General features: G+C 62.0%; 3 protein-coding genes and 1 pseudogene. 2 read left to right on the forward strand and 2 right to left on the reverse strand.

Annotated elements, in window-relative coordinates:
* Positions 1-71: 71 nt before the first annotated feature.
* Both KYT97_RS09360 and KYT97_RS09365 read left to right on the forward strand, forming a co-directional pair.
* Complete coding sequence (locus KYT97_RS09360; RefSeq protein WP_045070840.1) at positions 72-1124, forward strand: alpha/beta hydrolase; 1053 nt, start codon at positions 72-74, stop codon at positions 1122-1124.
* 153 nt (positions 1125-1277) lie between these two features.
* Complete coding sequence (locus KYT97_RS09365) at positions 1278-2963, forward strand: amidase (protein WP_092801692.1); 1686 nt, start codon at positions 1278-1280, stop codon at positions 2961-2963.
* A gap of 8 nt (positions 2964-2971) precedes the next feature.
* Here the strand turns inward: KYT97_RS09365 and KYT97_RS09370 are convergent.
* Positions 2972-8674: pseudogene (locus KYT97_RS09370) on the reverse strand (amino acid adenylation domain-containing protein); the annotation flags it as partial.
* A 307-nt stretch (positions 8675-8981) separates the two neighbouring features.
* Positions 8982-22694: a non-ribosomal peptide synthetase gene (locus KYT97_RS09375; protein WP_219112144.1), complete on the reverse strand. Its 13713-nt coding sequence runs from the start codon at positions 22692-22694 to the stop codon at positions 8982-8984.
* Positions 22695-22791 lie beyond the last annotated feature (97 nt).

Below are 22791 nucleotides of genomic sequence, written 5' to 3' on the forward strand. Positions count from 1 at the left end.
TCGACATATCCAATCGGGAAGCAAAGACCGCCGCTTTTCCGAGAACCGTTTCAACCGAGAGGTAAGAAGTCTTGACGCGAAACACGAAACCAGCCTGGCGTCGCGCCACACATGTCGGAGTTCTGGCAATCGCCTGCTCATTGTTCACCGCCGGTATTGCACAAGCCGCTCCCGACAACTCGGGCAATTCCGCATCCGACGTGGCCGCGAACGGTTCGTACGTCAAGTCCGTGCAGAAGATCAATGATCGGCAACTCGTCGTCAATGTCTACGCTGCGTCGATGGACAAGATGGTGCCCATTCAGGTCATCACCCCGGCCGATAATTCCGAACCACGTCCTATTCTCTACCTCTTGAACGGCGCAGGCGGTGGCGAAGACTCCGCGACCTGGCAGCGTCAGACCGACGTCGTCGACTTCTTCAGTGACAAGAACGTCAATGTCGCGACGCCGGTGGGCGGACGCCTCTCCTATTACACGGATTGGGAGCAGGACGACCCGAAGGCCGGACGCAACAAGTGGTCGACCTTCCTCGGCGAGGAACTGCCTCCACTCCTGAACAAGGAACTGGGCAGCAACGGCGAACAGGCACTGTCCGCGATCTCGATGTCCGGTACGTCTGTTCTGAACCTCGCCATCGAGCACCCCGGACTGTACAACTCGGTTGCCGCGTACAGTGGCTGCGCTCAGACCAGTGACCCGCTCGGCCAGCAGTTCGTCAGAATCACCACCGAATGGATCGGCGGAGTCGACGACGTCACCAACATGTGGGGTCCGCTCGACGGTCAGGGCTGGCGCGATCACGATCCGCTGGTCAACGCCGAAAAGCTCCGCGGAACTCCGATCTACATGAGCACCGGCAACGGTCTTCCCGGCTTCCCGAACGACACGAGCCTCAACCCTCGCATGAATGACGGACGCGCAAACCTGGAGAACCAGATCATCGTCGGCGGCGTCATCGAAGCTGCTACCAACCTGTGCACCTCCAACATGGCCAAGCGCCTGTACGAGCTGAACATTCCCGCCGTGGTCGACTTCCGCCCGACGGGCACCCACTCGTGGGGTTACTGGCAGGACGATCTCCACAAGTCGTGGCCGTTCATCGCCGGTTCGCTCGGAATCTGATTTGCCTCTGATTCACCTCGAAGGCCACCTGCTCGCGACACTCCCGTTGTGGAGTGTCCGAGCAGGTGGCCTTTGTCGTCAGATGCGGTTCCGCTTACCTGACCTGACAAAATCTCCTGATCATCCCCAGCAACACTTTCGAAGGCAACTCTTGTGAACACAGGCATTTCCCGACGTGGTTTCCTCGGCGCCGCAACGGCACTCGGAGTAGCCGGTGCCACTGCAGTTGGCGCTGCCGTACAACCTGCAGCAGCCACGCCGATTCGTTCGGCGTCTCGACACAGTCAATTGCCGGCTCCGAGCACAATTGACGCGACCGACCCTGCACTGCTCAGCGCTACCGAAGCCGCGAGTCTGCTCCAGGAAGGCATCCTTCATCCACGCGAGCTACTCGACGCGTGCTTGACACGCAGTCACGAGTACGACGGTGGAATCGGTTCATGGATCCGGATCTATCCGGAGGTCGCGTACGCTGCCGCCGAGAAGGCAGCGCAACGACTCTCGACCGCAGGGCGGACGAGCGATGGTGAAGCGCCACCACTGGTCTGTGGGTTGCCGATCGCTCTGAAAGATATGTTTGCGGTATCGGGATTACCGGTCACAGCCTCGAGTCGCGTCCTCGAAGGGAACATCGCCGCGGGTGACTCGACCGTATGGCGCCGCCTGAGTGACGCGGGCATGGTGTTGATGGGTCACGCGCACTGCGACGAGTTCGCCATCGGTGTGGCGACGGCACAAGTGGGCAACCCCTGGAATGCCGAGTACTCACCGGGTGGGTCGTCGGGCGGCAGTGCTGCCGTCCTGGCCGCCCGCTTCAGTCCCCTGGCAACTGGAACCGACACTGGCGGATCGCTCCGCTTGCCGGCAAGCGCAACGGGAATCACCTCTGTCAAGCCGACTTTCGGACGTTGCAGCACGTACGGAACGATCCCCCTCAACTGGACGCGTGACCATACCGGCCCTATGGCCCGAAGTGCGGCCGATGCGTCCTTGCTGCTCAGTTACATGGCCGGCGTCGACGTCAACGATCCAACTACGTCTGCCGGTCCCCCGGTTCCGGCTGACGGGTACCCTTTGGCAGCTCAGGGTGGACAGTCACCGCTCGCCGGCCGCCGATTCGGCATCCCCCGTAAAGGTGTCGACAAATTGCCGGCGTCGTTGGGCACACTGTTCGCCGCGTTCACGGACACCGTCGTCGCACTCGGGGGCACCCTAGTCGACGTGACGATGCCGACCTATCCGACAGGACTACTGACCGGAGATATGGCCGAGGCCGGCCATTATCACCAGCAGTTCTCCGACCGGATCGGACTGTACAAACCGGAGCGAGCACTCTTCGTCGGGCAGGCCCTTGCATCGATGGCGGTTCCAGTCGCCGACTACATGACGTTGGCGCACAACAGGCTTCGCTACCAACACGACTACAACCGCATGCTCTCCGAGCAGAATCTCGACGCCATTCTCGTACCAGGCGCCAGTGTGGACGGCAGTAAGCGTTCTGAGGTCGCGGGCATCGCACTGTTCGACGGAGTCACCGCCGACGTCGCCTGGGCCAACTACACAGGCGCTCCGGTTGTCACGACGCCGGCCGGAAGGTCGAAGGAGACCGGACTTCCGTTCGGAGTCCAACTCGGTGGTCGCATGTGGGACGAAGCCGGTCTCATTCAGATTGCGCTGGAACTCCAAGCTGCCCAGCCTTTTTGGCAGGAAGCGCCACCTCTGACCCAAAATGCCAGGCAGATACCGACGTCGGTTATTGCCCAACCTGGCCCGGGACCTGACCCGACAAACACGCAGAACGTCGGCTTCTCGTTCAGATTTGTGCCGACGTCCTCTTAACGCTCCGATCAACTCCTGAAGAACGCCGCCAATCGTGGACCGATCAGCTCGAGCTGATCGGTTTCCATCATCGAGTGATGCGAACTCTCGACTGTTGTCTCAGTCAAAGTTCCGTTGACATAGGGCTTCCAGGCCTCGGCAAGTTCGATTGTCGAACCGACTCCCACGGTGGCGCTGAGAAGTACAGCGTCACCGTCGAAGACGCTCGGCTCGTATCCGTCGATCATCGAGGCCGCTGAGATCGCAAAATCGTACAGAGACCCGAGTTGATCGTCGGAGAGGAACGACAGGGAATCGAGTGACCGACCGAGAGCGAGGATCTCTTCCCGACCCAACGCACTGAGATCCAGGGTGTCCCCGACGTCGACCCCCCATCCCGCGGCCAGTTCGGAGACGTTGTCCCGGGCCTGGTTCTCCCCGACTTCGGTAGTGCCGCGAGGATCGATCATTGCCAGCTTCACGTCGAACCCCTTCGAGCGCAATAGAACTGCACACGCGTGTCCGATGAACCCGCCGAGCGAGTAGCCGACGATGTGGAACGGGCCGCTCGGATTCACACTCAACATCTCGCGAACGTAGCGTTCGGCCAATGCGTCGACCGACGTGGGCAGAGACCACGGTTCCGCCATCACCGGTGCCTGCAGACCGTAGAGCGGCGTCTGCGCGTCGAGGTGAGGTACCAGGCCGGAGGCCTTCCATGCCAGCCCGCTCATCGGGTGGATGAAGAATACCGGTACGGACGATCCAGCTTCCCGGATCGGCAATAGAACATCGAGTGCCTGATTCGACGACGCCGCGCTGCCACAAAGCGTGTCTTCGATTCGAGCGGAGAGGGATTCAACTGTCGATGCACCGAACAGCGTGCGCACGGGGACGTCGGCACCAACAGATGCACTCAGTTCGGACGCCAACTTCATCGCGATGAGGGAGTTGCCACCCAACTCGAAGAAATCATCATCCAACCCCACCCGATCAACACCCAACACACCCACAAACGCCGACGCCACCACCAACTCCACCGACGACACCGGAGCCCGAAACACCCGAGCCTCGAACACCGGCTCCGGCAACAACGCCCGATCCAACTTCCCCGACGAATTAAGTGGGAACGCATCCAACACCACCACAGCAGCCGGAACCATATAACCCGGAACCCGCTCCCCCACAAACCCCCGCAACACCGACACATCCACAACCGACCCCACCGCCGGCACCACATACCCCACCAACTGATCACCCATCACCGACCCACGCACCACCACCGCAGCCGACAACACCGACCCATGCGACACCAACGCCGCCTCGATCTCCCCCAACTCGATCCGCTGACCACGAAACTTCACCTGAAAATCAGTACGACCGATGTACTCCAGATCCCCCTCAGACGACCACCTCACAAGGTCACCCGTCCGATACATCCGCTCCCCACCCACACCGAACGGCGACGCCACAAACCGATCCGCACTCAAATCCGGACGACCCACATACCCCCGAGCCAACTGCACACCCGACAAATACAACTCACCCGCAACACCCACCGCAACCGGCCGCAAACGCGAATCCAACACAAACACCCGGCAATTCCACTCCGGCACACCAATCGACACCACCGACCCCGACCCAGCACCCGTCACATCCGCAAACGTAAACGACACCGCAGCCTCAGTCGGACCATACAAATTATGCAACCGCGCCGACGACACCAACCCGAACTCACGCACCGCCTCCACCGGCAACGCCTCACCAATGACCAACACATCACGCAACGAACCCAACAACCCCGGATCCACCAACGACGAAAACGTCGACAACATCGTCGGAACAAAATCCGTCACCGACACACCCTGCTCGTCAATCACCGACGCCAAATACCCCGGATCCCGATGACCATCAGCCGACGCCAACACCAACACCGCACCCACCCGCAACGGCATGAAAAAACCCCACAACGACACATCGAACGTCGTCGCCGTCTTCTGCAAATACACATCCGCAGCCGACAAAACATACTCGCCCTGCATGAACTCGAGCTGATTCACAATCGCCGCATGCGACACCGCCACACCCTTCGGCCGACCCGTCGACCCCGACGTGAAAATCACATACGCCGTATTCGACGCCCGCAACGGCGAAAGACGATCCACATCAGAAACCCGCGCACCCGAAAAACCAGACACATCAACAACATCGACACACACAACCCGACGACCCGACGCCGTGAAACCATCACGCTCCGTCGACACCACACACACCGGATCAGCCGAATCCAACACATACTCATTACGCGAGGACGGAGCATCAGGATCCAACGGCACCCACGCCCCACCCGCACGCACAATCGCATACAACCCAACCAACAAATCCACAGACCGCCGAACAGCCAACCCCACCAACGACTCCGGCCCAACACCCAAACCGATCAAATAACGCGCAAACCTATTAACCCTCTCATCGAACTCCCCATACGAGAGCACCACATCCCCACACACCACCGCACGCGAACCCGAAGAAACCCCCACCACAGAATCAAAACCATCCAACAACAACCCACCCACAACCGGACGAGACGTGTCGTTGAAGTCTTCGATGATGTTCTGTATTTCCTTGGTGGACAACAGTTCCACGTCACCGACAGCAGTTCCCGGATTCGTGACCATCGCACGGAGAATGGTGGTCAGGCGCTCGGCTAGCCCGCCAACAGTAGCGGCGTCGAAAAGATCTGTGGCGTAGAGCCACGACATCACCATGCCGGCACCGACGCCGGCCTCGCCTTCAACCGGCGATGCCGTCAACTGAAGGTCGAATTTTGCGATATCGATTCCCGCATCGAACTCCGAGACTCGCAGGTCAGGCAACTCCAGAGCGTCACCTGCCATGTTCTGGAAGAACAACGCAACCTGGAACAACGGATGATGCGCCTGCGAACGGGCCGGATCGAGAACCTCCACCAAACGCTCGAAAGGCAAGTCCGCGTTGGCAAATGCACCCAAATCGTTTTCACGAACCTGATCGAGAAGATCGGCAAACGATACGTTCGACGTCACCGGCGTACGCAACACCAGCGTATTGACAAACATCCCGATCAGATCATCGAGCGCAGGTTCCCCCCGACCGGAAATCGGCGAACCGATAACCACGTCGTCAGTCGACGCCATCCGCGCAAGCAGCACCGCAAGGGCCGCATGCACAACCATGAACAGCGAAACACCACGATCCAACGCCAATTGCTCCAGAGCCCTGTGCAACTCACCGTCGATATCGAAACGATGCACCGCGCCACGCGTCGACGCAACCGCCGGGCGCTTCCGATCGAACGGCAGATCGATCTTCTCCGGCAACCCCGCGAGATTCTCACTCCAATAACGCAATTGCTCCGACATCAACGACGCCGGATCAGAATCGACCCCCAAAACCTCATGCTGCCACAACGCAAAATCTGCGTATTGCACCGCAAGCGGCGACCACGCCGGCGCGCCGCCCTGCGCCCGGGCAAGATAGGCCAATGCAACATCACGCACCAGAGGACCCACCGAAACACCGTCGGCAGAGATATGGTGAACCACCATTGCGAGAACGAATTCACTTGGGCTGGTACGGAACAGGCGAACCCGAAGTGGGACGGCAACGGAAACGTCGAACCCAACGGTCACCAGCGGCGCCAAAGCTGCAAGCAACTCCGACTCGTTGAGATCCCGAGGATCCAGATCGATATCTGCCGTGGATACTTCGAGAACGTCCTGATAGCCGATACCACCGAACTCCGGATACACAGTCCGCAGCACCTCGTGCCGAGCGACAACATCCTCAACAGCGCGCGCAAGCGCACTCACGTCCAGTTCACCGGACAGTCGCAAAACGATCGGAATATTGTTCACAGCAGATTCCGCGTCGAACCGACTCAGGAACCACATACGCTGTTGCGCAAGAGACAATGGCACACGATCAGGACGAACCATCGGCGCCAAGGCCACATGCCCGATCGTTTCCGTCTCGGCTTCGATGCGAGCGGCGAGCGCTTCGACGGTAGACGCTTCGAACAGAGTCTTCACCTGAACGCGGGTATCGAACGCTGCGCCCAGACGACCGGCCAGCTTGGCGGCGATCAGGGAGTTGCCACCCAATTCGAAGAAATCATCCGAAGCGCCGACCTGTTCGAGGCCGAGCAGATCGGCAATCGCGTCGGCCACAAGCTTCTGGGCAGGCGTGGATGGCGCTTGGTACGAGCGCGATTCGAATGTGGGCGCCGGCAATGCGTCGACGTCGAGCTTGCCGACCGGGGTCAGCGGAATATCTTCGAGCATCACCATTGCGGCCGGGACCATGTGCCGAGGCAGTGCGCCGCGTGCGTGGACTGTCAATGCCTCAGCGTCGAGCGTGTTTCCGGCCTTTACATACGACACCAATGCTGGTTCACCCGTCGGCCCACTCCGAGGAAGTGTCGCCACAAATTCGACGCCGGGCACCGAGGCGAGAACTGCGTCGATCTCACCGAGTTCGATGCGGAATCCGCGAATCTTGACCTGAGAGTCACCGCGGCCGAGGTATTCGAGACTGCGTTGGTCGTCGCCGGCCTTGATCCAGCGAACGGTGTCGCCGGTGCGGTACAGACGTTCGCCCGTGTCCGCGAACGGGTTTGCCACAAAACTTGCTGCGGTTGTCGCGGGAAGCTGGTTGTACCCACGGGCGAGATGTGTTCCGGAAACATACAATTCGCCGGCAGTGCCGGTCGCCACCGGCTGCAGGCGGGAGTCGAGAACGTAGAGTCCGACGCCGCGCACCGGGCCGCCGATCGTGACCGGACTGTCGACCGTCAGTTCGGCAATCGACACGACGACGGTGGTTTCGGTGGGGCCGTACGCGTTGAAGAATTTTCGTCCGGGCGCCCACTGAGTCACCAGTGCGGGCGAACATGCTTCGCCGCCCACGACAACAACGTCGAGCGTGTCGAAATCACCCTCCGCAGAGAGCGATCCCAGTGCAGCAGGAGTCATGAACGCGTGGGTAATCTTTTCTTCGGTGAGCAGTTCGGCGAGCTCGTCGCCGCCGTACACATCGGGGCGTGCGATCACCATCGTGGAACCGGTGCCGAATGCGAGGAGCAATTCCAGAACGGAGGCATCGAAGCTGGGCGATGCAAAGTGCAGGGTTCGGGATGCAGAAGTGAGACCGTAGCGCTCGATCTGCTCGGCACACAGGTTCGCAATGCCTCCATGCGTGACGACAACGCCCTTGGGTCGACCGGTCGAACCCGAGGTGTAGATCACGTAGGCGGGATGCTCCGCACGCAAAGTTCCGACACGTTCGGTGTACGACACCGGTTCGGCAGGAAGTTCGGCCGCCTTTGCCAGGAACTCGGCGTTGTCGAGTTCCCACCACTGAAGACTCGCCGGCAGTCCGTCGGCGACAGCGCCTACCGTCAAGCCGATCGAGACGCCGGAATCGACAAGCATGTGCAAGGCGCGGTCGGCCGGGTAGTTGGGATCAACCGGTACAAATGCGGCCCCGGTCTTCGCGACGGCCCACAGTGCGCACACCGACTCGACGGAGCGTGGGATGGAGATCGCTACCCGATCTTCCGGTCCCACTCCGTGAGCAATGAGGAGACGCGCCAGCTGCGACGACGCGGCATCCAGCTCGGCGTAGGTGACGGAACGACCGTCGAAGCGGATGGCGACGGCGCCTGGGTCGATATCGACGGCAGCCGCCAGTAGCTGCGGCAGCAAGGGCACTCGAACGCGGCGAGTACGGGTGGGACGGGGTTTGCGGCTTCCGCGTGTCTTTGCGGGGGTCAGATCGTCCGCGCTCATGCGATCACGTCCGATGATCGATCAGCATGTACGTCGGCCCCTTGCGCCATCAGACAACTCACCTTCGCGTAATACTTGTTTTCACGGTCATCTCGCCCGTTGCGGCTCCCCACAATGCATCGGCAACCGAGTGCCATTGTTACAGCCGCGGAGTTGCCGAGCGCCGCATACCGCGAGTGGATATGAGTTCCACCACTCGCGGTACGTGAGGTCACCACGAGCGCGGGCTGTGCTCCTCGAGGACGTGTTCGAGATCCGGCAGTTCGCTGCGATCGATGCTTGCAGCGTCATCCACCGACAGCACCGCGTGTGTCACCCACTCGTCGGCCAGCAGGTCGTCGAGCGATTCGATGTCACTACCTGCCACCACCCACGCAGCACCCGCCGATGCAGCGAGCAGAATCGCGGGCACCCGTCCGCTCGCGTCGATCGAGCCGGTCTGCAGCACTCGCGACTCGACATCAACCGCGTACTTCTCGCTCCAGGTCGACAGGGTTGCGGTGAGTTCCCCGTACGTCTGCTCCCAGGCTCCGTCTCCGAACACCTGGAATGCGGCGTCGTCCGCGGTGAGCGGGCGAATGCGGTCGGTGTAATTGATCGCACGCGCGGGTTGTGCGACCGCAGCGTCGAGTGTTTCCGGCGTGATCGTCACGACAGAGTCCGGAATCTCTCCGGCCTGCCCGACTGCAATCGCTGCCCCGGTCTTGACAATTGCCCAGCACGCCACTACTTCGCCTGCTCCCGATACGCCGGAGAGGCTCACGAAGTCTCCTGGACCGACGCCACCATCGATGAGCAGACGCGCAAGCTGCGAGGAACGTGAATCGACTGCGGCATAGTCGATTTCCTCGTCGCCGACCACAACGGCGGGAGCTTCGGGGTCAGCCTCGACTGTCGACGCCAGCAGTTGGGGCAGGAGGGCCGCGCTCGATCCACTCGGAGCGCTGGACTGAACTGCAGCGCCGAGAGCCTCGTCTTTCTCTGCTGCGGTGAGCAATTCGATGTCGCCGACCGGCCTCGATGGGTTGTCGGTGACCTGTTCGAGTACGCGAACAAACCGCTCCACGAACGATTCGACGGTTCCCTGGTCGAACAGATCAGTCGAGTAGATCCAGACGCCGGAGAGTCCGTATCCGTCCGCGGCGCTACTGAGCGTCAGTTGCATGTCGAACTTCGTGGTCGCCACAGGTGAATCGACTCCGCTGATCGTCAAGTCCGGCAGCGAGAACTCGGCTCCGCCAGCGGGTTCCAGCGACAAGATGATCTGGAAGAGTCCGTCGGCCGAGGCACCCAGCGCTTCGGCCACTTCTTCGAACGGGAGGTCGGACTTCCCGAAGGCCTCCAGATCCACGTCGCGCACGGCAACTACCAGATCGTCGAAACTTGCTGCAGTATCTACCTGAGTCCGCAAGGCGAGCGTGTTCACGAACATTCCGACCAGATCGTCGAGCGCACGCTCCCCTCGCCCACCTACGGCGGTACCGATCGCAAAGTCATTGGTTGCCCCGACGCGAGCAACCAATACGGCCAGTGCGGCGTGCAATGCCATGAAGGCAGTCGCATTCCGTTCGCGGGCGATCTCTACCAACCGGGCGTGGATCTGCTCACTCACGGTGAACTCGACGGCACCCGCTGCCGGTGACACCGCACTCGGACGTGGGCGATCCGTCGGAAGTCCGGCCATCGAGGGAAGCGAAGCAAGCTTGCCCCGCCAGTACTCGAGTTGAGCGGCAGCGACACTACCGACCTCGTCGGCCGTGCCCACGACGTCACGCTGCCACAGCGCGAAGTCCGCGTACTGCACGGTCAACGGACTCCATCCGGGAATGCTGCCTCTGGTCCGGGCTTCGTACGCGATCATCATGTCGCGCGCCAACGGCGCCATCGACTCACCGTCGGCGGCAATGTGGTGTGCAACAAGCGCAAAGACGTACTCGCCGGTCCCGCAGTGCAGAAGTTCCATCCGCACAGGTACTTCTGTGGAGACGTCGAAGCCCGTCGACATCACAGCGGCGACGCGCGAGTACAACTCGGATGCGTCCGCAACGGCAACGACGGCGCACTGCGGCGCCTCGTCGACGTCGAGAATCCGTTGTGTTGGTCCGTTGTCGTCTGCCGGATAGAACGTCCGGAGCGACTCGTGCCGATCGGTGACATCGCGCAGAGCTGCCCGCAATGCGTCGACGTCGAGGTCGCCGGTCAACCGCAGCGCCATCGGAATGTTGTACGTCCCTGCGGCCGTGTCCATCTGGTTGACAAGCCACATCCGCTGCTGCGCCAGTGACAGTGGCAACCGGTCCGGGCGTTCGGCGGCTTCGAGCGACTTTCGTCGACCCGACCCTACCGATGCCGCAATGGCAAGGGCCAGTGCTTCAACTGTCGTGGCGTCGAACAGCATCCGAACCGGAACGGTGGTATCGAGCGCCTGACCGAGACGGGCCGCGAGCCGCGTCGCGATTAGCGAGTTTCCGCCGAGTGCAAAGAAATCGTCGTCGAGTCCGACTCGGTCTACGCCGAGAAGATCGGCAAAAACAACTGCAACTGCCTTCTCGACAACGGTGAGCGGTTCGCGGTACTGCGCCGTGTCGAACACCGGGTCGGGCAGGCTCCGACGGTCGATCTTTCCGTTCGCGTTGAGCGGCACCGAGTCCAGGACGATGAACGCCGACGGAACCATGTACTCCGGTAGACGCTGCGCTACAGCGTCCCGCAGGATTTCCGGAACGATCACAGCGCCTGGGACGCCAACGACATAGGCAACCAACCGGTCGCCCACCGCCGAGTCAGCGTGGACTGTGACGACGGCGGTCCCGACGGAATCCACAGCGTTCAAGGCAGATTCGATCTCACCGAGCTCGATGCGTAAACCGCGGATCTTGACCTGGAAGTCCGTGCGCCCGATGTACTCGAGCTCACCGGCCGTGTTGCGGCGCACGAGGTCGCCGGTTCGATACATGCGCTCGCCGGCCGCCCCGAAGGGGTTGGCAACAAACCGTTCTGCCGTCAGGTCGTACCGGTTGCCGTAACCACGGCCGACTCCGATACCACCGACGTACAGCTCGCCGACAACTCCGGACGGAACGAGACCCAACCGTGAATCCAGCACATAGAGATCGATGTTCGGCACCGGTGAGCCGATCGGAACACCAAGCGTGTCCGCTGCCGTCGCCTGTTGGAACGACACCACATCCGACGCTTCGGTGGGACCGTAGCTGTTCACGATTCGAACTCCGCGCGAAAGCAGGTGCCCCAGACGGCTGACCTGTATCGGCTCTCCGCCGAGGAACACCACCTGGAGACTTGCCAGCATGTCGTCTTCGTCGGAATCGATCAGAGCGTCGAACGCACTGGGTGACATGTTTGCCGTCGTGACTCGCTCGTCTGCGATGACACGAAGGATCTCACTCGGGTCGAAGCCGGCGGGTGCGAGGTGCACACTTCCACCACTCGTCAGTGGTCCCCACACGTTCTTCTGCGTGAGGTCGAAACTCGGTGACGACGCCACTGCAACCCCGGCGCGTGCCGGCAGCGAAGAGTTATACCACGCAACGGTATTCGCTATACCTGCCATCGGAACGACGGTCGGCTTCGGTCGCCCGGTCGAACCGGACGTCGAAATGACGTAGCCGACTCGGGCATCCGCGCCGTCCTCACGCCAACGATCGACCCAAACCGGTGCGTCGGCAGCGACCACGGGCTCGTCACCGATCAGCACCACTGGGAGATCGAGGTCGGGCGTCTCGATCGCCACCACACACCGTGCCGCGATATCGGTGAGCAGTGCGCTCACCCGTTCTTCCGGAAGAGCAGGGTCGATCGGAAGATAGCCGGCACCGGCTTTCCACACAGCCACCATCGCTACGACCCACTGCCAGGACCTCGGCAGGATCAATCCGACAACGTCGTCCGGACGGACGCCGGCGACGACGAGTTGAGCGGCCGCGACCGAGGACAGTGCATCGAGGTCCCCGTAGGACAACTCGACATCACCGGCCACCACTGCGCACGCCGACGGATCGGTCTCGACGTACTGCGCGAACAACGTCATCGGTGACGCGTCGAGCCGGCCATCGTCACTGCCCCGTGACCAGCCGAGAATCTGTTCCTGCTCGGATGTTTCGATGATATCGATGTCGCCGACCACCTGCGCCGAGTCGACTACTGCAGCATTAAGAACGCGGAGGAATCGGTTCGCGAGGGATGCGATTGTCGACTCGTCGAACAGGTCGGTCGCGTATGTGAACTGGGCGGTCAGTCCTCCGTTGCCAGACGACTCGGACTCGATCAAGGTCAGTTGCAGATCGACCTTTGCCAGTAGGTCCGGCAACGCGAAGTCGGCAACGTCCAGATCCTGCAACTGCAGAACCGATCGCTGCAGGTTCTGGAACGCCAGACCGACCTGGAACAACGCATGCCTGGCCTGAGATCGCTCGGGGTTGAGAATCTCGACGAGCCGTTCGAAGGGGACGTCCGCGTGCGAGAACGCGCCGAGATCCGATTCCCGGACATGTCTGACCAAGTCTGCGAACGACGATTCGGGGTCGACCTCGGCGCGAAGCACCAGGGTATTGACGAACATACCGATCAGATCGTCGAGAGCACGTTCACCACGGCCGGCGGCCGGGGTACCGATCACGATGTCCGATGTCCCGGACAACCTCGCGAGCACGACCGCCAGGGCGCTGTGCACCACCATGAAGAGCGATGCATTGACCTCACGGGCCACTCGATCGAGACCCGCCCGGAGCTCGGCATCGATCGAGAAATCGTATCCCGCTCCGCGGTGCGATTCGATGCGCGGCCGCGGACGATCCGTCGGCAAATCCAACTGGTCCGGAATGCCGGCCAAGCGTTCCTGCCAGTACGTGACCTGCTCGGAGATAACCGATTCGGGATCGTCCTCGCTGCCGAGGATCTGCCGCTGCCACAACGCAAAGTCGGCGTACTGCACCGGCAATGGTTGCCACTGCGGCGACTGCCCTTGCGACCGTGCAACATACGCGGAGACGAAGTCGCGGATCAGCGGGCCCATCGAGAAGCCGTCACCGCTGATGTGATGGATCACAAAAACGAGGACGTACTCGGACTGGCTCAAATCGAACAATTGCGCTCGAACCGACGCCTCGTGGGTGACGTCGAATCCGGGAAGGATCACGCCTGCAACCCGATCGATGACAACGGATTCGTGAATACGAACCGGCGTCAGATCCGGAACCATCCGGTCCACATCCACCAACTGCTGATAGCCGACGCCGTCGATCTCGGGATACACCGTTCGCAAAATCTCATGACGTTCGAACACGTCCACCAGCGCAGCCTGCATCGCCGCAATGTCCAGCTCTCCGGTCAGCCTGATGGCCACCGGGATGTTGTCCACACCCGAGGACGCGTCGAACCGGTTGAGGAACCACATGCGTTGCTGCGCAATCGACAACGGAACACGATCCGGTCGTTCCTGCGCCACCAGCGGCGGGCGGGCGCCCTTACCGGATTGCGAGTCGATAAGCGAGGCAAAGGATTCCACACTGGACGCGTCGAACAGCAGGCGAACAGGAACCGTCGTGTCGAGCGCCTCGCCGAGTCGCGCAACGACCTGAGTCGCGATGAGCGAGTTGCCGCCGAGCGAGAAGAAATCATCGTCGAGGCCAACCTGCTCGATGCCGAGCAGGTCGGAGAAAATCCGCGCGACCGCAAGCTCCGCCACGCTCCGTGGCTCACGGAAGGCAGCGATCTGAGCAACAGGGTCGGGCAACTGCTTGCGATCCAGCTTGCCGGACGTGCCCAGCGGGAATGCCTCGAGCTCAACGTGCGCAGTCGGGACCATGTAGCCGGGCAGTCGTGCGGCCAGTGCTGTCTCGACCGATGCCCAGTCCACTACCGCGCCGGCGTGTCCCACAACGTAGGCAACCAATTGTTCGTTGCGCACTGCCACCGCAGCCGACGCAACGGACGGCTGATCGCGCAATGCTGCCTCGATCTCGCCCAGTTCGATCCGCAATCCGCGAAGTTTGACCTGGAAGTCGGTCCGCCCGATGTATTCGATCTCACCAACGCTGGAATCATCCCCCCTCGCTCCGCTCGACCGTTTCCACCGCGCCAGGTCACCCGTGCGATACAGCCGACTGCCGGAAGGTCCGTAAGGATCTGCGACAAAACGATCTGCCGTGAGGTCCGGCCGACCGACGTAGCCGCGCGCCAACTGGATTCCCGCCAGGTACAGCTCACCCGAGACACCCACCGGCACCGGGCGCAGACGCGAATCCAACACCAGGACACGAGTGTTCCAGACCGGCGATCCGATCGGGACGATCTCGGAATCCGATGGCGTGACCTCGTGGAATGTGACGTCGACTGCCGCTTCGGTAGGCCCGTACAGATTGTGCAGTCGAGCCTGCGGAAGGAGTGTGCACAGTTCCTGCGCAACCTGCGGCGGCAGCGCTTCGCCCGAGGCAAATACCCGACGCAGAGCATCCGCTCCGCGAACTGCGGGTTCTGCGACAAACAGTTCGAGCATCGAGGGCACGAAGTGGACAGTGGTGACGCCGTGTTCCGCGATAGCAGCTGCGAGGTATGCCGGTTCCCGGTGTCCGTCCACTGCAGCAACGATCAACCGAGCGCCAACCTGCAACGGCCAGAAGAACTCCCACACCGACACGTCGAACGTGAAAGGCGTCTTCTGCAACACCACGTCATCGCCGGTCAGCCCGTACTCGGCCTGCATCCACACCAGACGATTCACGATCGCCCGATGCGAAACCGCAACACCCTTCGGCTTACCGGTCGAACCGGAAGTAAAGATCACGTACGCCGTGTTGTCCGGCCGCAGCGGTGCCAGGCGATCGGCATCGGAGATCGCAGCATCCGAGTGAGCGGACAGGTCGATCGTGTCGACCTGAGCAACCGGGCAGACTGACGTCTCGAATTGGTCCAGCGAGGTCGTGAGGACACAGATCGGAGCCGCGGTCGAAAGAACGTACTCGTTACGTTCGGTCGGCTGATCCGGATCGATCGGAACGTACGCGCCGCCTGCCTTCACTATCGCGTACATCGCGACAAGTAGGTCGAGCGATCGTCGCACCGACAATCCCACCATGGCATCAGGACCGACACCGATCGAGATCAAATGGCGTGCAAGACGATTGATCCGGGCATCGAATTCCGCGTAGGTCAGCGTCGTAGCGTCGAACGTGAGTGCCGGCGCATCCGGTGTTGCCGACACCTGGGCGTCGAAGAGATCTACCAGGGCGGAATCGGGAACACGACGCTCGGTCGAGTTCCATTCGACGAGCACCCGCTGACGCTCGTCGGCACTCGATACGTCGATGTCGCCGATGACAGCAGAAGTATCATCCGCCAGGGCGCGCAGAATCGTGACGTAACGCTGCGCAAACAGTTCCACGGTTGCTGCGTCGAAAAGGTCTGTTGCATAGTTGAACTGCGCAAGAAGGCCGCCCTGTGGCGATTCACTCACCGTCAGCTGGAGATCGAACTTTGCGACGGGCGATTCGATGTCCACGGCGGACACCGCAACACCGTTCATCGCTGCCGACTCCGGACTCGAGCCGCCAATGTTCTGCATCGTCAGCATGACCTGGAACAGCGGGTTCCGGGCCTGCGACCGTTCGGGGTTGATGATCTCGACAAGGCTCTCGAACGGGACGTCCGCGTGATCGAATGCGCCGAGATCGGTTTCACGGGCGCGGTGGATCAGGTCGGCGACCGTCGACGCCGGATCGATATCGGTTCGCAGTACCAACGTGTTGACGAACATTCCGATGACGTTGTCGAGCACTTGCTCACCGCGTCCGGCAACGGGAGTGCCGATCACGATGTCGGTGGAACTCGACAGCTTTGCGAGCAGCAGCGCAAGCGCAGAATGCACAACCATGAACAGCGAGGCGTTCGATGCCTGGGCGACCGCGTTCAAGCGCTCCAGCAAATCCGCATCAACGGAGAAGTCGTGGTAGGCACCCTGATTAGTTGCAATTCGGGGCCGCGGACGATCCGTCGGCAACTCGAGTTGATCCGGGACACCGGCCAATTGTGTTCGCCAATAGTCGAACTGCCCGGAAATCACCGAGTCCGGATCGCTCTCGCTGCCCAGGACTTCGCGTTGCCACAATGCAAAATCGGCAAACTGCACCGGAAGTGGTTCCCACTGCGGCGCCGCTCCGGCCGATCGCGCACCGTATGCCGCGACGACGTCCCGAACCAACGGAAGCATCGAGAATCCGTCACCACTGATGTGATGGACGACAAATACGAGAACGAACTCGGAATCGGTGATCCGCAAGAGCGAAACTCGAATGGGCACTTCGGTGGTCACGTCGAACCCGGGCGCCACCACAGCGGCGACCTGAGCCACAACATCATCGGCATCCACGTCGATCGGCGCAAGATTGATCAGACGAGCGGGTTCGAGAACCTGCTGGTAACCGACGCCGTCGATCTCGGGGTAAATAGTTCGCAAGCTCTCGTGACGACGCACCAGATCGTCGAGAGCGTCCTGGAGCGCGTCGACATCGAGTGTCCCGGTCAGCCGAAGTGCGGCTGGGATGTTGTCGACATTCGATCCCGGTTCGAAGCGGTTCAGGAACCACATGCGTTGCTGCGCGAGCGAGAGCGGCACACGCTCCGACCGGACCTGCGCGGTGAGCGGAGGCCGCGCTGCCGTGGTGGTTCCCAAATCGATACGGGCAGCAAGTGCCCCGACGGTCGGTGCGTCGAACAGGGTCCGCACACCGACGGTGGTGTCGAGCCTCTGTCCCAGCCGCGCAACAACCTGAGTTGCCATGAGGGAGTTACCCCCCAGGGCAAAGAAATTGTCACCCAATCCCACCTTCTCGACTGCCAGAAGGTCCGAGAAGACCTGAGCCACAGCAATTTCGGCACCTGTGACCGGCGCCTGGAACTCGGCACTACGAGCCACTGGATCCGGCAACTGCGCACGGTCGAGCTTGCCCGAGGAGCCAAGTGGGAAGCTGTCGAGCACCACATGAGAGGCCGGAATCATGTATGCGGGCAACCGCTGCGACAACGCATCGGCGATGTCGTGCCAGTCGAGGCTGACGCCCGCTGCCGGCGTCAGATACGCCACCAACTGGTCGCTGCGAACCAGTACTACCGCCGCGGATACCGCGGGGTGATCGCGTAGAGCCGATTCGATTTCACCGAGTTCGATGCGCAGTCCGCGCAGCTTGACCTGAAAATCCGTTCGACCGATGTACTCAATCTCACCAAAACTGTTCCACCGCACCAGGTCACCCGTGCGATAAAGCCGCTGCCCGTTACCGGAGAACGGATCCGCGACAAACCGGTCGGCGCTCAGATCGGGCCGCGCCAGGTAGCCGCGTGCAAGCTGGACACCGGCGAGGTACAACTCCCCCGCAACTCCGACCGGAACCGGATGCAACCGCGAGTCGAGCACCAGCGCCCGGGTGTTCCACACCGGCGCACCGATCGGCACACTTGCGACGTCGGATTCGGTGACCTCGTGGTACGTCACGTCGACCGCGGCCTCGGTCGGACCGTACAGGTTATGCAAGCGCGCAGCGGGAAGAACTGTCCGCAGCGTTGACGCCACCTGTGGTGTCAACGCCTCACCGGAGGCGAACACTCGGGTCAAAGAAGTACACGCCGCCACCGAGGGTTCGCCGACAAACACGTCGAGCATCGACGGAACAAAGTGAGCGGTGGTGACGCCGTACTCCGAAATGGCGGACGCGAGGTAGGCGGGGTCGCGGTGTCCGTCCGGCTCGGCAACAGCCAACCGGGCACCAACCTGCAACGGCCAGAAGAACTCCCACACCGACACGTCGAACGTGAACGGCGTCTTCTGCAACACCACGTCATCACCGGCCAGTCCGTACTCGGCCTGCATCCACACCAGGCGATTCACGATCGCCCGATGCGATACCGCAACACCCTTCGGCTTACCGGTCGAACCGGACGTAAAGATCACGTACGCCGTGTTGTCCGGCCGCAGCGGCGCCAGCCGATCGGTATCGACAAGCGCTGCGTCCGAGAACTGGGAAGTATCCAGCGAATCCAACGAGACAACCGTGGTGCCCGCTGTGAAACCGTCACGATCGGTGGTCAGCACGCACACCGGTCCGGCCGTCCCCAGAACGTACTCGTTGCGATCGGCGGGCTGATCGGGATCGACCGGCAGATAGGCCCCGCCTGCTTCGATCACCGCGTACATCGCGACAACCAAGTCGATGGACCGCCTGATTGCCAAGCCCACCAAGGTGTCAGGTCCGACGCCCATCGTCACCAGCATCCGGGCGAGTCGATGCACACGCGCCGAGAAATCGCGATAGGTCAGCAGCTCGTCCTCGTAGACGAGTGCCGTGGCGTCCGGAGTCCGATGCGCTTGTTCGACAAACATGTCGACCAGTGTCTTCTCCGGCACCTCGTGGCCGGTCGCATTCCAGGTGCCGATCACCAATTCGCGCTCGTCGACGGTGAGCAGGTCGATGTCACCGACCACGATGGCCGGATCTTCCGCGACGACGCCGAGGAGCGCCGCCAACCGTGAGGCAACAGAATCGATGGTCGACGGATCGAAAAGATCTGTGGCGTAATCGATCATGATCGACAGCCCGCCGTGCTCGGCGTCTTCCCAGACGGTGAACTGGAGGTCGAACTTGGCCACCGCGGATTCGAGTTCGACGCCCGTGACCGTCAACCCGCCGATATCGGTAGCGCCGTGTTCACTCTGGCCGAGGTTCTGAAACGCCAGCATGACCTGGAAGAGCGGGTTGTGCGCCTGTGAGCGGGCGGGATCAAGGACCTCGACAAGGCGCTCGAACGGAACGTCCGTATGGCCGAAGGCATCAAGATCGGTCGCGCGAGCGGCTTTCAGCACGTCCACGAACGAACTCGCGGAGTCGATCTCGGTGCGCAGGACCAGAGTGTTGACGAACATTCCGATCACATCGTCGAGAGCGCGATCGCCACGACCTGCGACCGGCGTACCGATCGCGATATCCGATGTAGCGGACAACCGGGCAAGCAGGACGGCAATGGCACTGTGCAGCACCATGAAGACCGAAGCCTTGTGTTGCTGCGCCAACGATTCGAGCCGGACGAGCAAGTTCTTCTCGATCGAGAACTGGTGCGACGCACCACGGTTGGTTGCCACAGCAGGGCGCGGGCGATCTGTCGGAAGTTCGAGCAGTTCCGGCATCCCTGCCAACTGATGCGTCCAGTAGTCGATCTGCCGCGAAATCAACGATTCCGGGTCGCTCTCGTCACCGAGAACGGACCGCTGCCACAGCGTGAAGTCCGCGTACTGGACCCCCAAAGGAGCAAAATCGGGCGCTGAACCCTGCGATCGAGCTGCGTAGGCACTCACAACGTCGCGGACCATCGGCCCCATCGAGAAACCGTCGCCGCTGATGTGGTGAACCACAAAGACGAGGACGTATTCCGAGTCTGCGACGTGGAACAGGCGGGCCCGCAACGGAACCTGCGTCGTGACGTCGAAGCCCTCGGTGACAACAGCAGTGACACGGTCGATCAGGTCGGATTCCGTGACCACAACCGGGGTCAGGTCCAGCACGACGTCCGACGCGGCGAGAACCTGCTGGTATCCGACGCCGTCGATTTCGGGATAGACGGTGCGCAGGCTCTCATGGCGCTCGACCAGATCGGTGATCGCGGCGCGTAGCGCCTCGACGTCGAGGGCGCCGGTCAGCCGGAGTGCCACTGGAATGTGATCGACGGCCGACGCGGAATCGAACCGGTTGAGGAACCACATGCGCTGCTGCGCCAACGACAGCGGTATCTGTGCCGGACGCTCTCGAGCAACCAGCGGATCCCTGGTACCACTTCCGGCCGAATCTACTACCAGAGAGGCTAATTCGGATACGGTCGGAGCATCGAAGAAAGCTCGCATGTCGAGTTCCACGCCGAGTTCGGCGTTGGCGCGTGCCACGACCCGGGTTGCGAGGAGCGAGTTACCACCGAGGTCGAAGAATCCGTCGTCGATGCCGAGATCGTCGCGGCCGAGCAAGTCGGCAAAGATCGCGACCAACGTCTTCTCGACCGGGGTGCTCGGTGCGCGGTATTCGACAACCTGCGCTGTGAACTCGGGTGCCGGCAGAGCCTTGCGATCCAGCTTGCCGCTGGCGTTGAGCGGAAATGCCTCGAGTTCGACAAACAGCGACGGCACCATGTAGTCCGGCAGGCGCCCGCCCAATTCATCTGCAAGAGCGTCGGTGTCGAGTAAAAAACCTAGCGCGGGAACCACGTACGCCACGAGGTTGTCACCAAGAGTCGCGTCGGAATGGACGAGAACAGCCGCCTGCGCGATTGCAGCGTTGTCGAGAAGTGCGGATTCGATCTCGCCGAGTTCGATGCGCAGCCCGCGCAGTTTCACCTGAAAGTCGGTGCGGCCGATGTACTCGAGGAGTCGCTGAGCACCAAGCCCGCGCCAGCGAACGAGGTCGCCGGTCCGGTACATACGAGCACCGGCCTCGGTGGGATGCGCAACAAACCGATCGGCCGAGAGATCAGGACGGGCGACATAGCCGCGCGCCAATTGGACACCGGCAAGGTACAACTCGCCGGGGACTCCGGGAGGAACCGCCCGCAGGGCGTCGTCGAGCACCAGTAGTTCGGTGCCGGCTACCGCGCGTCCGATCGGAACGGCCACCTCGTCCTGCTCGCCGGTGGCGTAGTAGGTGACGTCGACGGCAGCTTCGGTCGGACCGTAAAGATTGTGCAGCGCAGCCGAACTGACGTCGCGCAGACGCGCCGCCGTCTGCGCCGGAAGCGCTTCACCGGATGCAAAAACGTAACGGAGAGTGGTGATCTCGGAAACCGTGGGTTCGGCGACAAAAACGGCCAGCATCGACGGCACGAAGTGAACGACCGTGACGCCGTACTCGATCATGGTGCGGGCGACATACGCGGGATCACGATGTCCGTCCGGCTCCGCGATGACAAGCGATGCACCGATCTGCAACGGCCAGAAGAACTCCCACACCGACACGTCGAACGTGAAGGGCGTCTTCTGAAAGACGACATCCGCGGCGGTGAAGGCGTACTCGTCCTGGCGCCACACGAGGTTGGCGACGATGGCACCGTGGGCAACCCCGACGCCCTTGGGACGCCCGGTGGAGCCGGAGGTGAAGATGACGTACGCGAGATTGTCCGGGCGCAGCGGTGAGCGCCGGTCGGTATCGGCGAGCGGCTCGGCGGAATGCACCGACACATCGGTCGTATCCATCTCGAGGACGGAAACACCACCCGGGAGTGTCAGCTCGTCAGTGGACACCGTCAGCACCAGGACCGGCGCCGCGACATCGAGGACGTAGGCCACGCGTTCGGCTGGATGATCGGGATCGAGTGGCACATACGCGCCGCCCGCCTTCACGATCGCGTACATCGCCACCAGCAGGTCCACGGACCGCCGGATACCGAGACCGACCAGTGTGTCCGGCCCGACCCCACGTCGGACCAGTTCGCGGGCGAGCTGATTGGCGCGGCCGTCGAATTCGGCATACGTCAGCGACGTGTCACCGAACCGGAGTGCAATCGCATCGGGGGTTCGCGACACCTGCTCGTCGAACAGACTCACCAGGGTTGTCTCGACAACGGTCGGCTCGTCGACGGCAACCACAGACGTGGCGTCGGCGATCAACGCGTCCACGACGCCGCCGAGTCCGCCGTCCTGGGATGCGATCAGCTCAGGTAACACGGTGGAGATGACAACAGGGACGAGCGCGTCGGCCCCCAACGCGCCGCCCATCGCTGCGTCGAGGGTTGTGAGCTCGCTGTGTAGACGTTCGTAGCTGATATCCGTATCGCCGTGGGCAAGTGCGCGCCGGCCCGGTTCCACCTCGGCAACCGCTGCGATCAGTCTCGGGAGATCCTCGATCGTCAGCGACTGTGGTCCAGGTATTCCGACGGACATCTAGGCTTCCTCCAACTGACTGCGCACGAGCCGACAACAGCACGAACTGACAACACACGGCGGCACCGGTAAGGCACAGTGTGTGCCGTCCCGATGC

The sequence above is a fragment of the Rhodococcus globerulus genome (assembly GCF_019334125.1).
Lineage (GTDB): Bacteria > Actinomycetota > Actinomycetes > Mycobacteriales > Mycobacteriaceae > Rhodococcus_F > Rhodococcus_F globerula.

Excerpts from the sequence above, each read along its gene's own strand:
- KYT97_RS09375 (WP_219112144.1), bottom strand. The coding sequence starts at position 22,694 with ATGTCCGTCGGAATACCTGGACCACAGTCGCTGACGATCGAGGATCTC.